The organism is Candidatus Melainabacteria bacterium, assembly GCA_003963305.1.
Classification (GTDB): domain Bacteria; phylum Cyanobacteriota; class Vampirovibrionia; order Obscuribacterales; family Obscuribacteraceae; genus PALSA-1081.
Window position 1 is genome coordinate 48,282 of record RXJR01000018.1, and the last position, 14,063, is coordinate 62,344.

The following is a 14,063-nucleotide window of genomic DNA, read 5'->3' on the forward strand; positions in this document are numbered from 1 at the left end:
ATTTTATACTATACAATGTAGCATACGTGGGAAAAGAGAAAGGGAGGAAAAGTTCTTGGTTGTGCCAAGGCTTTTCCTCCCTCGAAGTCAAATCAGAGTGCCAGGTTGTTTACGCGAATCGTCGGGATCTCCTGGCAGTGTCGCGCCTACTTGTACCAGAGGGCTCCGTGGCGAATCTCCTTGCCCCAGATGGAGCGCTCGCCTTCGACCATCTGCATCGCCTGGTTGAGCAGGTCGAAGCAGTGGTTGATCTTCTGGTCGGCGCGGGCAATCAGCGCGATTTCGCTCGGCGTGAGCGTGTGCGTCGCCGGGTCGTCGGTCAGCTTCGGTTCCATCTGCTGCAGAGCGTGGCCGGCGCTGGAGAGCATCTCGACGGCGTCCGCGACCATCAGGTCGACGCAGGCGGTGATGTCCGGAGCGACCGGGAACTTGTTGGCCGCCGGGCAGATGTCGGAGGTGATTTCGTCTGCACGCTTGATGGCAGACTGGACTCGCGAACGCAACGCGTTGATGGTGTATTTGTTGAGTAGCATATGATTCTCGCAAAAAGCGGTGGTCTCCGAATTTTGGTGTAGAGACCACCAGGGTTAACGATAGCGCCGTTTGTTACAGCGACTGCATGCGACTGCAGCCACTGTTATCGACGGCGGGGACTGGGATTCTGCAACGACAGCGACTTGCCGTCGAAGAAATACGAGAGGGTCTCGCGCAAAACGTTTTCGCCGAAAACAAGCCAGCGCTTCGAGAAGCGTTGGGCATGAACGACACTGCCAGGCTTCATCGCCACCAGGGCGATCGAAGCCCCGCCAACGAACGGCACGTAGTCGGTGACGCCGCGGGCGATGATTTCGAACTTGTCCGCCGAATATTCGACGGAGGAATAGCCGCCGCTGCCGAGGTCGAAGAGGCAGAGCGCCCCGTCTTTGTCGTTGGCGCTTTCGGGAATCAGTTCGAAGAAGCCGTCTCTTCCGAGACGCACGGAAGCGCGCAGGATGACGATGCGGTTGCCTTCGAACTTCACGTCACCATTGCCGAGCCCGATGCGGATCAGCTCGGTGGTGACGTTGACCTTCATGTCCGCGTCCAGGTACAGCGCCCGAAGTTCAGCGTGAACGGAGATTCCGTCCTGCGACTGGTTCGGGCAGTGATCCTTGACGTAGACCATTCCTGGTGCGGTGCCAAGAGCTGATATGAACTGGCGCTCGACTTGCATGCTAAGGCATTTCATGATGCACTCCTTTCGCGGATGGCATCGTTTCATTTGGCCGACTGTGCACCGCAATTGGTGCCACAGTTGACGTGAGCTGCACTAAGATAGCCTCATCTGACAGTGATAACTAAGCTCTGCAAGGCGCTCTTCCGAAGGGTAATCTCCACTGCAACATCGAGTGATGCCTGCTGCAGTATCGGAAGAGCGGATTCGCGTGCGGTGCGGTTGCGAGAGCCTTATTAACGCTGAAGAGAAATGAGTGCCCTTTTCTAACCGATTCGCCTCGGGCAAAAAAGCATTTGTAATGGGCGGCGCAGGGGCGGCATACGCTCCTGTGCGTCACAGGGCTTGCTCCCTTATAAACTAAGAGCCTATAAGTAAGTGACTTTTAACAGTGATCTAGTTGCGCGAACTAGGCTTTTAACTTACTTATGCAATTTGAGTTTTTGGAACCAACCGCGCAAAAGTCCGTCCCTGTTTGGAATTGGGGCACAATCTGGTGGTGGTCGCGTGTTCGTACGACCAATGTTGCTCAGGAAATTGAGCCTGGTTTGTTGTAAACAGCTTCATGAAGTTGAAGAGTGGGCACCCTGGCTTGTTTTAGCAGTTCCCTTTACAAGACTGGTTACAATACTTAAAGATGTCAGGTGGGTTCGCGTAGCACGACAGCTTGTAAGCGTTCATCCTTTCGCAAGCAAGCGCAAGGTATGAGGTTCGCGCTCGCTCGTGCGAGGTAAGAGCATTTAAAATTGCCTGGGGTGCTGTGAAAAGGACTTATGAAAAGAAAGCCGGGAAGTGGGTCAGGAAAAAACGCAAAGGGCACTAACCCAGGTGCACTAAAGTCGCGCAGTGCGACTGTGAAGCCCACGCAAGCTCAGGATATCCCCGGAAAAATTGTGCCGAGCAAGCTGGCCGATTATCTTGAGATTATTACGATTGCAGTTTTTCAGGCTGGAACCAGCTGGGCTATGGTGCGAAAAAAATGGCCGAACTTTCGCAAGGCTTTTGCTGAATTTGACCCGACCGCTGTTTCGAAGTTCGACCAGACTGACATTGATCGCCTTATGCAAGATACAGGTATTCTGCGAAGTGAGAAGAAAATCCGCGGCACAATAGACAACGCTTCCGCTCTACTAGCATTAGATTCGAAGTATGGGAGTTTTCAGAGTTACCTGCGTTCTTTCGATGGTTATGACCAGCTCAGTGCCGATCTGCAAAAACGTTTTAAATATCTGGGCGAAATGAGTGTTTATTATTTTCTTTTCCGCGTATCCGAAAAAGTGCCACCCTTTGAACCCTGGATTTTGACTATTGAAGGCGATCATCCGCGAATGCGCGAGATGGTAGAGAAGGCGGCAGCGGAGGACACTCGTTGATGGCTTACAGGGCTAAATTAGTTTATGACCACTATCCTGTTTGCGCGCGATTTTGTAGATTCGATCAATTTGGCATTCGGTAGATCGGTGCTCTCCATTTTGGCTAGAGCTTCTTCTGCGTTCCGCCCACCCGCCTGGTGTCTCGCTGTGAGTCTCGGAATAAGTAAGTCTATACTCGAGTCGATGTACCAGATTTCGTCAAATAATTCTGGTAATTCGTTCCACGGAGACTCGTTCATGAGCAGATAGTTGCCTTCCGAGACAATGATTCTGTGCTGCGGCAGAATTTCTATGCCGTTTTCTATCGACGCCTCGATTGATCTATCGAAAAGTGGGGCAAAAACTGACTTTGAGCTTTCGTTTCGCAACATTCTGATCAACTCAACATAGCCTGAAGCGTCGAAAGTCGCGGGAATTCCCTTCAGTGGTTTTAAACCCTTTTCGTCCAGTGTTTCGTTGGAATAGTGATACCCGTCCATAGGAACGACTATTGCAGTCCCCGGTGCTACCGTCTCGTTGATGTGTTCTACAAGTTGCGCTGAAAAGGTGCTCTTGCCGGACGCTGGTGAGCCTGTCAAACCGAGAAGATATCGACCCTGTTTCTTTGCGCTCAACTGCAAAAGGATCTGCGCATAGTGTTGTACGGTTTCAGGGTGAGCGGCGTTCAATTGTTTCATGATTGAAGACTACGGAGGTCCGTCCAGGTTAGGAGTGAGTGGTGTAAATGTACTACTGGACTGCCACTCGACATTGTTAGGAAGAAACAGGTTCAAGCCGAGCCCGCGAAACTGTGATGAAAACACTGATGACCCGCCGTATGGGCTGCCGTAGCCGAACGGAGAGCTGTAGACCAATGGTGCGCCGAGTCCCAGTCCGCCACCGAGTCCGAGTCCTAAACCGAGCCCTGGGTAAGCAAATGGAGCTCCGAATCCGAGACCGGGATAGGCAAACGGTCCGCCACCATAACCGAGACCCGGATAACCTAACGGACCTCCGCCTATGCCAAATGGCTGCACTCCATAGCTGAACGGCGCAGTTGCGCCACCGAATGGCGCGCCCGGAATGCCAAATGGTGCAGCACCGACTACTGGTGCATTGCCGTATCCACCGTAGGGCGAGAAGCCATAAGGAGAGCCGAAAGGCGAGAAGCCGTATGGAGAGTATCCGAACGGAGAGTATCCGTAGGGGTTGGGCGTGAGTAGATTGAGTCTGAAGTTTCGGCCGAGGTTGATGCCGATGTTGTTATACGGCGGAGCGACTAGCGGCACGGGCGGCGCAAAGGCGTTGAAAGGCTGCCCGAATGAGTTGAATCCGGGTGTTTGAATGAAGTTGATTGGGGGTTCGCTATAAACTTCGAGGTTGCTGAAGTTTTGTCGAACCCCGCCTGGCGCGTCCCGATCGATCATCGGAACGATATGACCCCTGGGGTCTACGGGGACACCGACATTCGAAAGATCGATATTGATATTCTTGGGTGGTGTCGCGGGTGGTGTCGGCGTCGTCTCCTCCATAAACGTGTTGCCGGACTCATCTCTGATATCTTGCCCGGCAGCAAAAGACGGCTGCACCAGCGTATTGAGAGCAAATGACAGCAGTCCGATATAAAGGAGTTTTTTCATTATCATTTTGATTGTGAGGAGGTATCGCCGGTTTCAGTAGCTGATGTTGTGCTGCCTGACGTGGTTGCCGATTCTGCCGTGCCTGCGGTAGTCGTGGATCCGATGCTCGATGGAGTTGGGGACTCGCTTGTGCCAGTTGAAACATTAGTTGTCGGAGCGGATGTAGTCGAACTGGTTGTATTGGATGTAGTCGAGCCGGTCGTGCTGGATGTTGTCGAGCCGGTTGTACTGGATGTGGTGGAGCCGGTCGTACTGGATGTGGTCGAACCGGTCGTGCTGGATGTGGTTGAGCCAGTCGTGCTGGATGTGGTCGAGCCGGTTGTGCTGGATGTAGCACCAGTGCCTGATGTGTTTGTCGAAGCCGTGACGACACCGTTGTTGAAATCGTGCAGTTTCGCAATCAGCGTATTCATCGGGTCGATTGAGTCTGACGGCAATTTGCAACTGACGGTTTTGGAAATCCCCATTTTGGTGGCTGTCACATCAGCGGTCGCACCTTCAGGGTTATTTGGTTGCAGGCGGGACTGCACAATCGTCACCCACATTTTGGCGTGCACTTTCAAACCTTTGATGTTGTTCACAGCTATTGACCCATCCGGCTGCTCTAAAACATCGAATGACACTAACTTGTCCAGACTGAGCTGGTCTACATCATTGTTGTCGATGGTTTTGACGAACTTGTCCGCCAGATTCAGTTGAAAGCGATTTCCTTGAACTAGCTTACAAAGTCCAATTTGCTGCACTCCCGACTCTTTGAAAGCGTCGGCAACTTTAGGCGTAAGTTCGCTGAAGTCAATCACCCGGTAAACTTTAGCGAGCGATGCTAAGTCGTTTGATAATTCGGCATCTTCTGAGCCGTTGGTTTTGTAGTGCTCTTCGGATTTTTTGAAGGCGTCGGCAGCGTCGATGTACTTTCCATTTTTCTGATAACACTCGCCTAATCTTTTCCAGCTCAATGGCAGGGCGGGATCGCGTTCACCGCAAAACTCAGCTTCGGCAACAGCTTTTAGCCAGGTCTGCTCAGCTTTGTTGTAGTCGCCGGCATCAAGCGCCTTTTGGCCTGACTGGCTCAATCGTTCCCACTTTGGACACTCCGCATGTGCAGCGGAAAAGCTTGCTGCTGAAAAGCTCGATGCCAACAGAAAAACACTCAGGGCGGCAACTTTGTTCTTCATAGGTCCTCTAGTAAGGCGACGGTATTATTAGAATGTCCATCTTGAATACCCTGAAGAAAAGCGCTATCTGTTGGATATTCGAGTTCAAGCCAGTATCATATGTGTCAGTATTAATGATAGATCAACCGGTCGGCTGATGAGAGATTACATTCTTCTTTATATCAATGGAAAGGAACACCGCATACGCGGTGAGGAAGCCTTTATTCCAATAACGGACTATCTGCGCTACAACCAGGGCGCTTGCGGCACCAAAGTTGTTTGTGCCGAAGGTGATTGCGGCGCATGCACGGCTTTGATCGGGCGTCTTGGCGACGGCGACGGTGCGGTTGATGGAGGTACCGATGCTGGTCTTGTGTACCGTGCTATCAATTCGTGCATTCAATTTGTCTACCAGTTGGATTGCACGCATGTGATTACGATCGAAGGCTTGAAGTTGGACGAACAGTTGAATGCTGTTCAACAGTCGTTTGTAGATTGTCACGGCGCCCAGTGTGGATACTGTACGCCCGGCTTCATCGTTTCGCTTTGCGGAATGTACAACCGACGTTCTCCCGTTGATTTGCAAACAGTCAAAGAGGAATTGACTGGCAATCTTTGCCGATGCACGGGCTATGAGTCAATTATGAAATCGGCGCTTGCTATTGATGAAGCCAGGTTGTTCAAAGCCGATCAGCAATATCCGCCCGCCGAAATGATTGAAGCTTTTAAAGAACATCGCGGCAGTCCGATATTGATAAAGGCTGGTGAGAGAACGTTTTGCAACCCCGTCAGCATCAGCGATGCGACCAGATTCAAGGCTGAGCATCCTGGCGCTGTCATCGTATCTGGTGGCACTGATGTGTCTGTCAATATCAACAAACGCGGCTTCTCCCCGGCGCATGTGTTGTCAACTTCAAATCTGCCTGATTTGACCGAGATCGTTGTGCGAGACAATGTGCTGGAAGTCGGTGCACGAGCCAGCTTACGCGATCTCGAACTTTTCGTCACCGATTTGATTCCGGAGTTTTTCAAAGTTCTCTCGGTTTTCGGCTCGCCCCAGATTCGATGTGCTGGAACGATCGCCGGAAACATTGCCAATGCCTCGCCGATCGGCGATACGCTGCCGTTTTTGTTTGTCGCTGACGCCGAAATCGAAGTCACAGGAACCAGCGGCTCTCGACGCATCAAAATGAACGACCTCTACGTAGGCTATAAAACTTTGACGCTGAAAGCCGACGAATTGATTACGAGAATCTTCATTCCTGTTCCTGAAAAGTCAGATTCGCTCAAGATCTACAAGGTTTCAAAAAGAGAGCAGCTCGATATTTCTTCTTTCGGCGCCGCCATTCGATTGAAGCGCGACAACAACAACAAAATTTCAGACGTAAGAATCGCATATGGTGGCATAGCGGCCACGGTCGTGCGTATGAAGAAAACGGAAGCGTTTTTGGAAGGTAAAGAGTTTGCTCTGAGCACCTTTAAAGAGGCTGGTGCAGTCGCCAGAAGCGAGATTACACCCCTTTCTGATGTGCGCGGTAGCAGCGATTTTAGATATCAACTTGCAGAAAACATATTGCTCAAGTTCTTTTACGAAACGTCTGATGAGAGGGAATTGGCATGTCTGTAGTCGGCAAAGATATTCCGCACGATTCTGCTGTCGGTCACGTCACAGGCGAGTCGATTTATATCGATGACATGCCTTTTCAGAAGAACGAGCTGGTTGTCGATTATGTAGGCAGTCCTGTTGCTTATGGCAAAATCAAATCTGTTGATTACAGTGAAGCAGAAAAAATTCCGGGTGTTGTTGGCGTCTATACATACAAAGACCTGGGCGGAATCAACCTTTTCGGACCAATTTTGCAGGATGAGGTCTTGCTCTGCGAGGATCATTGCTCATTTATTGGTGAGCCAATTGTTGTCATCGCCGCTGAAAACTATCAGGCTTTGAAGTTGGCTAAAAAGGCGGTCAAGCTCGATATTGAAGAGCTTAAGCCGATTTTGACAATCGATGAGGCTAAAGCGCAGAAAGCATTCATCGACAAGACCTATTCGATCAAGCGCGGAGACATCGCCACTGCCTTCAAGAACGCAGAACACATCATTGAAGGAACACTGATCACGGGTGGACAGGATCACTTCTCGCTGGAGTCTCAGGCAGCAATCGTCTATCCCGGCGAGCACAATCAGATCGTTATCCACTCATCCACTCAGGCACCGAGCGAGGTGCAGCAAGTAGCGGCAAGAGTGCTCGGCTTGCAACAAAATCAGGTTGTTTGCATCACCAAGCGCATGGGCGGCGGCTTCGGCGGCAAAGAGACTCAGGCTACGCACCCCGCGGTGATGGCGGGATTGGTAGCGCTGAAGACGAAGCGACCGGCTCGCATTATTTATTCGATCGACGACGACATGAAGTTCACGGGCAAGCGTCACCCGTTTCAGAACGACTACAAAGTTGCATTCGATTCAGAAGGAAGAATTCAGGCCCTGGAAGCCTATCTGTACACAGACGGTGGCGCCGCTAACGACCTGTCGACGGCGGTTTTGGGACGCGCCTTGACTCATTCAGATAATGCTTATTTTGTTCCGAACATGGAAGTATACGGATATATCTGCAAGACGAATTTTCCGCCAAACACTGCATTCCGCGGCTTTGGTGGTCCGCAGGGCTGCATATTGATCGAGAACATCATGGAAGAAATAGCTGCCTATCTAGATATGGACGGCTTCGAAGTGCGTTCGAAAAATTGCTATGGCATCAACGATCGCAATATCACTCATTACGGTCAGTTGGTGGAAAACAATACGCTGCCCAAAATCTTTGATGAACTGCGTGAGACTTCTGACTACAAGGCTCGCCTGGAGCAGGTCAGGGAATTCAATGCAAAATCTCGCACACACCTGAAAGGTATTTCCTTTACGGCTGTGAAATTTGGAATCTCTTTCACAAACAAGTTCTTGAATCAAGCTAACGCTCTCGTGAACATCTATCTGGACGGCACCATTCAAGTTTCAACCGGTGCGACTGAGATGGGTCAGGGCGTCAACACCAATATTCAACAGCTCGTGGCCGGCGAGTTTTCCATCGATCATAAAAACGTCATCGTCATGGCGACGTCTACCGAAAAGAACAACAACACGTCTGCGACGGCGGCCTCTTCTGCGACCGACTTGAATGGCAGCGCGGCGGTAAATGCCTGTCAAAAGCTGAAACAGACTCTCGCTGAGTGCGCGGCAGGATACTTCTCAAGCAAAGAGGTCGGCATCGGAAATTATCCAGAAAAGATAGTTTTCGAGGATGGTTTTGTTTTCGATTCGCGCAGACCACAAAATCGTCTCACCTTCCCCGAGCTTGTAGTCATGGCTTATCGTGAGCGCCGCAGTCTTGGTGAGCGTGGTCATTATTTGACTAAAGGTATTGATTTCGATTGGAGTGTTGGGCAGGGAAATCCGTTTCTGTACTACACAAATGGATGTGCCGTTTCTGAGGTATTGATCGACCGTTTCACAGGGCAGATGAAAGTCGAACGTGCCGACCTGCTCATGGATGTCGGTAAACCGATTAACCCTGGTATTACCCGTGGGCAGATCGTGGGCGCATATGTTCAGGGGCTCGGTTGGGCGAGTATGGAGGAGCTGAAATATACCGATAAAGGCGCTCTTCTGGCTCATTCGCCTACTACGTACAAGATCCCGAATATCCACGATGTGCCACCAGTTTTGAATGTCGATATTATTGAGAATGACGCCAATACCGTTAACGTGCGAGGTACCAAGGCTGTTGGTGAGCCGCCTTTCGTGCTTGGCATTTCAGTGTGGACGGCAGTAAAACATGCGCTTTCGTTTGTCTCGAATGACGAGATACCGCGCTTGAATTTGCCTGCCACCAATGAGCAAATACTTTCTCGGTTGACTCATTATCAGAGTCAATCCAAGAACGCGGATCCGAAACAAGGCAAGACGAAACAACCCAAAAAGGACAGAGCCGCCGCACTGGCGCCCTGATTTTAACTTGATTACCTACTACGAAAAAATGAACGATTTGCTGCTGGAGAATACTCCATTCGTCAGCGTGACTGTTGTTGACGCTATCGGTAGCGTGCCTAATGAGATCGGTGCGAAGATGCTCGTTACTGATGAAGGGCTTTACTTTGGCACCATCGGCGGTGGAAAAGTTGAGACAAAAGCGATTGCTGAAGCACAGAAAATGCTCAAGCCGGAGAATGATCTCAAGCATGACAACAACTCCAGGAGCGCTTTTGCCAGTTGGGCTCTTGATAAAGATCTGGGCATGACTTGTGGTGGCTCAGTAAAAGTTTTTTTCGAAGCGCACAATACAAATCCCTGGCGTATCACCATATTTGGTGCTGGTCATTGCGCCAATGCTCTGATAAACATTCTCAAAAATCTTGATTGTCGCATTACTTGCATCGATCCTCGGAAGGAGTGGCTGGACAAGCTGCCGCAGAGCTCGAAACTGGCGAAAGTTCTTTCGTCTGACATGCCTTCCAAGGTTGATACTATCCACGACGACTCGTTTGTCGTGTTGCTCACCATGGGTCATGCGACCGACAAGCCTATCCTTTTGAATCTGCTCAGGCGTTATCCCGGCAAAAAGTTTCCTTACATCGGTGTAATCGGTAGCAAAGCTAAGGCGGCAATTCTTGTGAAAGATTTAGTTGCCGCGAACATGCCCGCCTCGCATGCCAACCTCTATCACTGCCCGATGGGCTTGCCAATTGGCAGCAATCATCCACAGGAGATAGCGATCAGTATCGCTGGGCAGCTTTTGCAAGAAAGAGATAAACTAAGAAAGCCCCCTACCGTAGAGCTAGCAGATTCAGTCAGTTGAGATGAGCGTTAGTCTGAAATCGCCGGTGATGATTAGTTCGAACAATAGATTTGTCGCCGCCTTCGTGTTGGCACTTTTGAACCTGCCAGGAATTGGGTTTTGCACACCGTCGCCGGCAGCGCCCATTGCTGATTCGACTTTTATTCGCGAGGTTGTTCCCAAAAACGCGGCGCAGCTGAAGGCGAAAATCGGTGAGCTGGATGTAATAATTCAAGCGAATCCGAAAGTAGCGAAGAATTACGCATTGCGTGGCACTGCCTATAACACTCTGGGTGAGCATGGTATGGCACTGTTGGACTATAACCGCGCAATCAAGCTGGAGCCAAAGAAACAACAGTGGTACGAGGAGCGTTCGCACGTTTATTTTCGGCTCTTGCGCACTAACGACGCTGTTAACGACCTGACTAAAGCGCTGGAGCTGGGGCCCGGTTCAGCCAAGATTTATCTGGCTCGAGCTCGTGGATATGAGCTGTTGCACGACTACGCGAAAGCGCTTGCCGATGCTGATAAAGCAGTGAAAATGGCACCAAAAAATTCGGACGCTTACGTGATGCGCGCCAATTCGAATTCACGTTTGGGCAACATGGAACAGTGTGTTGCTGACTGCACCGCGGCGATAGCAATCAAGCCGCAGAAGGCTGAAGTTTATTACACGCGCGGAAAAGCTTATGCTCAGCTGCAGAAGAAGGATCAGGCGGATGCTGATCTGCTGCAAGCTCAGAAGATGGGATTGCAATAACTGCGAATCGGCGATGTTCGTCTAACGCAGTGAACTACTGCTTTCGCGAGGGGATGACGATTGGGAATCCGAGATCGTCAAAAGAGTCGTCCAGACTCATGCGATGGCTTTCCGCATGCTTCAATGCGTCTATCGCCTGGTTTGTCGAAATCAGTTGGTGGCGCAGCAGAAATTGACAGCGCAGCGCCGACAGCAACGTCGCTTCCGAAATTACACCAGACAACACGAGCATTTTTCCAATTACTGAAGGGTATTTCGTGCTCAAGGCGATGGCGTGCTGGATGTCGTTATCATCGACAAGCCCGCACATTTTCAGCAATTCGCCCAGCCGGATTGTGTTGTCCGAGTTTGCTCGCTCTGTCTGGTCGGTGCGACCCGTTATCGAGAAGCTGTAGAGCGTGTCAGTTGCGCTGTGCAGCGACAGGCTTCCATCGCAAACAAGTTTCTGCAAATTCAAAGCGAGTTCAAGTACAGACTGACTGAGCAAGCCCAACTCAATCAAAATTTCGCCGAATGGCTTTTGCTTTGTAATGCCGTACTCCAGCGCATTCAAAATGTCGGATTCGTTGAGTATGCCTGAAAGCATCAGCAACTCGCCGAGTCTGATTTGCTTTTGACTGGCCTTGTCGGCGCCACTGGTGCCAAGAGCTTTATTGGCAGCGGATTTTTCCGGGTTCGGGTTGAGTGTTCTCAATGCCTGGCTGTAAGTAATACGCTCGGCTCGAAATGCCTTTTGCACTTCCAGCGCACCGTCGACTGTTTCCTGGGTTAGAACGCCCATCAAGACCAGCATTCGCCCGATCGGTTGCGCCGTTTCATAGCTCGCTCTTTGCGCGAGGTCGAGCTGTTCTTGTGTAATCAAGCTGGAATCTAGAAGCAGGGTGCCCAGCCTGCTGGCTGAAGCGGATGTCTGGGTGCCTGTGAATCCTGCCGCGAGCAATGCATCGCCCAGGTCGAGCTGCCGCACGCGCATCAACTTATAAGCTTCAATGGCTGTTGGCAAGGGCAATCCCTTGTTCTTTATCAGCGACTGCAGTTCGAGTGCCGTGTTTAGCTCGTCTTGCGTCAAATAACCGTAGAGAACCAGGGCGCGACCAAGTGGCAGCGCGACCTCGCCGGCCATGCGGATAGCCTCGTTCAACTGATCTCTCTGTACGATTCCAAGGGCTTGAAGCATTTCGCCAAGCCGCAGCTCTTTGTCCGCCATCCCGCCTCCCGGCACGGGGAATGTTAAGTTCAACCTCAGTCGGTCGAGCAATCCTCCAAGATTGTACCCGCTTGAGGTGCCGAGCTTTCCCTTTGTTTCAGTAAACTATTTGCCGAGGAAAGTGCGCACTCTGTCACGCAGATCGGGCATTCCGGCTTGCTGCACTTGCTGCTGATGGTAGCGGTTTACTGCATCAGCGTTGGTCTTTGATTGCAATTCTTTGACCTTCATGAGGTCTTTGACCGAATCGTTGTTTCTTCCGAGATTCTTAAAGACCCTGGCGCGGAAGCTATAGAGGAAGTCGACACTTGGATCGAGCGCAATTGCCTTATCGATGCTTTCAAGAGCGTGATCCCAATCATCTTTCTGTGCGTAAGCGAGAGCCTCACGTGCGTTGGTGGAGACACGATCGCCTACACTTTGAGCCGCAACGGGAGGTTTTGTGAATTTGCTGTTGGGGAGCGAAATAGTGGGCGCCGGTGTTTCCATAGGATTCGAGTTAGGCATCATCTTGTTCCAGTCGGACGGTTTCGACATTACTGGACCGGCGTCTGTTTGACCGCGCGGTGACTGTGCCGATGCCGACGCAATCGCGGTGATGGATACCAGTATTACGGCAACGATGGCTGTTTTCATGGACGTTCCTTTGATGGAGTTTCATATGGATCTGATTTAGGCTCTGCTACCGTATATGATACTGCTGAACTTGGTGATGGGCGCACTGGAATCGTTAGTCTTCGTCTTCGCACCAGAGCAAGCCTATGTTCTTATCATCTATTGCGACGATTCCAGAGTCAAAAGTTGCATTGGTAATGGACTTATACGATCCGATCGAAACAAGCCCACCGCTCTCCGGTTTGAAGTCGGCGTTCGAGTAAAATTGTGCTTTGTCGGAAAACAGATCGAAAAACGAGCGCATCATCGCCCTGGCCAAGCCGATCTCCATACATTCATACTGATACGCCATATCCTTGTGCAAAATAGATGTGAGCAGGCGTTCTGCATCATATTTCTTCAGGCATTTCCAATCTGAATCGAGTTTCTTATGATTCAGTTCGGAAACGAATTCGTCTATAGCCGCTATGTCGGATGTTTTAGGGAAGTCGCTTCGATCGCGAATTTCAAAATGCACCAGTCCGGCGTCACGTTTTGCAAGATTGTCACGTATCTGCGTTTGCTTGTCTGACATCGATTGCCCCAAATCGCAAAATCCACTTTTCTCACATTGTAAACGCTTCCGCGCAAACCGGGAATGGTGTGGTGGGACTACGTTGTGCGCCGAACTGGTGTTGATTTTGAAGTCGCTGCTAGAACTCGATTTTAACGGTCGGGTCTGCCGCCCGGTCCCCCTGGTCCTCCGGGTCCGCCCGGGCCGCCTGGACCGAATCCGAAGCCCGGACCGAAACCGGGACCTCCACGATCCCCGTCGAGTCCTAAGAACCTGCGCATAGTCGAGCGTTTCAGCTTTTTGCGTTGCTGTGGTGTCAGGGTTTCGGCAAATGCAAGAGCATGTTCGAGCATCGCATCGCCCATCTTGAGCTTGTGCTCTTGCAGTTTCTTGTGCGCATCCTTGACCTTGTTTTTATCGAGATCTTCTTTCATCAATTCGCGCATCATGTGCTTAAAGAGTTGTCCTCCCTCTGCCATCATCCGCATGCCTTCGCTCATACCGTCGGCTTTGAGTTCGGCTATTCGTTCGACCTGCTCGTCGGTCAGCTCGAGGTCGTGCAGCATTTCTGCTCCGAAGTGACCGAAGGGTCCATGTCCGTGGCGTCCACCGGGTCCACCTGGTCCGTAGTGTTTGCCCCCGAACTTACCACCTGAAAATGGAAACATAAGTCCTCCAATCGCCAGTAATGGCGACAGTCTTGAATATATTTAGTGTTTAGGGTATTTTTAATGTATGCAC

General features: G+C 50.9%; 15 protein-coding genes. 6 read left to right on the top strand and 9 right to left on the bottom strand.

The window, feature by feature from the left end; translation table 11 throughout:
* Positions 1–146: 146 nt before the first annotated feature.
* Positions 147–533: a hypothetical protein gene (locus tag EKK48_17605; GenBank protein RTL39694.1), complete on the bottom strand. Its 387-nt coding sequence runs from the start codon at positions 531–533 to the stop codon at positions 147–149.
* A gap of 104 nt (positions 534–637) precedes the next feature.
* Positions 638–1,228: a hypothetical protein gene (locus EKK48_17610; GenBank protein ID RTL39695.1), complete on the bottom strand. Its 591-nt coding sequence runs from the start codon at positions 1,226–1,228 to the stop codon at positions 638–640.
* 664 nt (positions 1,229–1,892) lie between these two features.
* Here EKK48_17610 and EKK48_17615 point away from each other — a divergent pair.
* Both EKK48_17615 and EKK48_17620 read left to right on the top strand, forming a co-directional pair.
* On the top strand, positions 1,893–2,036 hold the full coding sequence (locus tag EKK48_17615; protein ID RTL39905.1) for a hypothetical protein: 144 nt from the start codon (positions 1,893–1,895) through the stop codon (positions 2,034–2,036).
* Positions 1,987–2,586, top strand: coding sequence for a hypothetical protein (locus EKK48_17620; protein RTL39696.1), 600 nt, complete (start codon positions 1,987–1,989; stop codon positions 2,584–2,586). Before EKK48_17615 ends, EKK48_17620 begins: the two co-directional genes overlap by 50 nt.
* A 17-nt stretch (positions 2,587–2,603) precedes the next feature.
* Here the strand turns inward: EKK48_17620 and EKK48_17625 are convergent, their stop codons facing one another.
* From EKK48_17625 to EKK48_17635, 3 genes are read right to left on the bottom strand one after another with little or no spacing between them, the layout of a single operon-like run.
* Positions 2,604–3,263, bottom strand: coding sequence for a nucleoside triphosphate hydrolase (locus EKK48_17625; GenBank protein ID RTL39697.1), 660 nt, complete (start codon positions 3,261–3,263; stop codon positions 2,604–2,606).
* 9 nt (positions 3,264–3,272) lie between these two features.
* Positions 3,273–4,205 carry a hypothetical protein gene (locus tag EKK48_17630; GenBank protein ID RTL39698.1) on the bottom strand — a complete coding sequence of 311 codons (933 nt, stop codon included), beginning with the start codon at positions 4,203–4,205 and terminating at the stop codon, positions 3,273–3,275.
* Between the two features lie 2 nt (positions 4,206–4,207).
* Entirely contained in the window at positions 4,208–5,380 is a 1,173-nt protein-coding gene (locus tag EKK48_17635; protein ID RTL39699.1) for a tetratricopeptide repeat protein, read from the bottom strand.
* A gap of 136 nt (positions 5,381–5,516) precedes the next feature.
* Here EKK48_17635 and EKK48_17640 point away from each other — a divergent pair, with 136 nt between their 5' ends.
* Genes EKK48_17640 through EKK48_17655 form a run of 4 tightly spaced genes read left to right on the top strand, consistent with a single transcriptional unit; the run spans position 5,517 to position 10,947 of the window.
* Positions 5,517–6,986 carry a hypothetical protein gene (locus EKK48_17640; GenBank protein RTL39700.1) on the top strand — a complete coding sequence of 490 codons (1,470 nt, stop codon included), beginning with the start codon at positions 5,517–5,519 and terminating at the stop codon, positions 6,984–6,986.
* Complete coding sequence (gene xdhB, locus EKK48_17645; protein RTL39701.1) at positions 6,977–9,361, top strand: xanthine dehydrogenase molybdopterin binding subunit; 2,385 nt, start codon at positions 6,977–6,979, stop codon at positions 9,359–9,361. The genes EKK48_17640 and xdhB overlap by 10 nt, the downstream gene beginning before the upstream one ends.
* A gap of 28 nt (positions 9,362–9,389) precedes the next feature.
* Positions 9,390–10,208 (top strand): xanthine dehydrogenase accessory protein XdhC, encoded by an 819-nt coding sequence (locus EKK48_17650; protein RTL39702.1) that lies wholly within the window; start codon positions 9,390–9,392, stop codon positions 10,206–10,208.
* A 1-nt stretch (position 10,209) separates the two neighbouring features.
* Entirely contained in the window at positions 10,210–10,947 is a 738-nt protein-coding gene (locus EKK48_17655; GenBank protein ID RTL39703.1) for a hypothetical protein, read from the top strand.
* A 34-nt stretch (positions 10,948–10,981) separates the two neighbouring features.
* Here EKK48_17655 and EKK48_17660 read toward each other — a convergent pair whose 3' ends face one another.
* The 4 genes from EKK48_17660 to EKK48_17675 form a co-directional block, all read right to left on the bottom strand.
* Complete coding sequence (locus EKK48_17660; protein ID RTL39704.1) at positions 10,982–12,154, bottom strand: hypothetical protein; 1,173 nt, start codon at positions 12,152–12,154, stop codon at positions 10,982–10,984.
* Positions 12,155–12,259: 105 nt separating this feature from the next.
* Entirely contained in the window at positions 12,260–12,790 is a 531-nt protein-coding gene (locus tag EKK48_17665) for a tetratricopeptide repeat protein (protein RTL39705.1), read from the bottom strand.
* A 94-nt stretch (positions 12,791–12,884) separates the two neighbouring features.
* Positions 12,885–13,343 carry a hypothetical protein gene (locus EKK48_17670; GenBank protein RTL39706.1) on the bottom strand — a complete coding sequence of 153 codons (459 nt, stop codon included), beginning with the start codon at positions 13,341–13,343 and terminating at the stop codon, positions 12,885–12,887.
* 131 nt (positions 13,344–13,474) lie between these two features.
* Positions 13,475–13,990 (bottom strand): periplasmic heavy metal sensor, encoded by a 516-nt coding sequence (locus tag EKK48_17675; GenBank protein ID RTL39707.1) that lies wholly within the window; start codon positions 13,988–13,990, stop codon positions 13,475–13,477.
* Between the last annotated feature and the right edge of the window lie 73 nt (positions 13,991–14,063).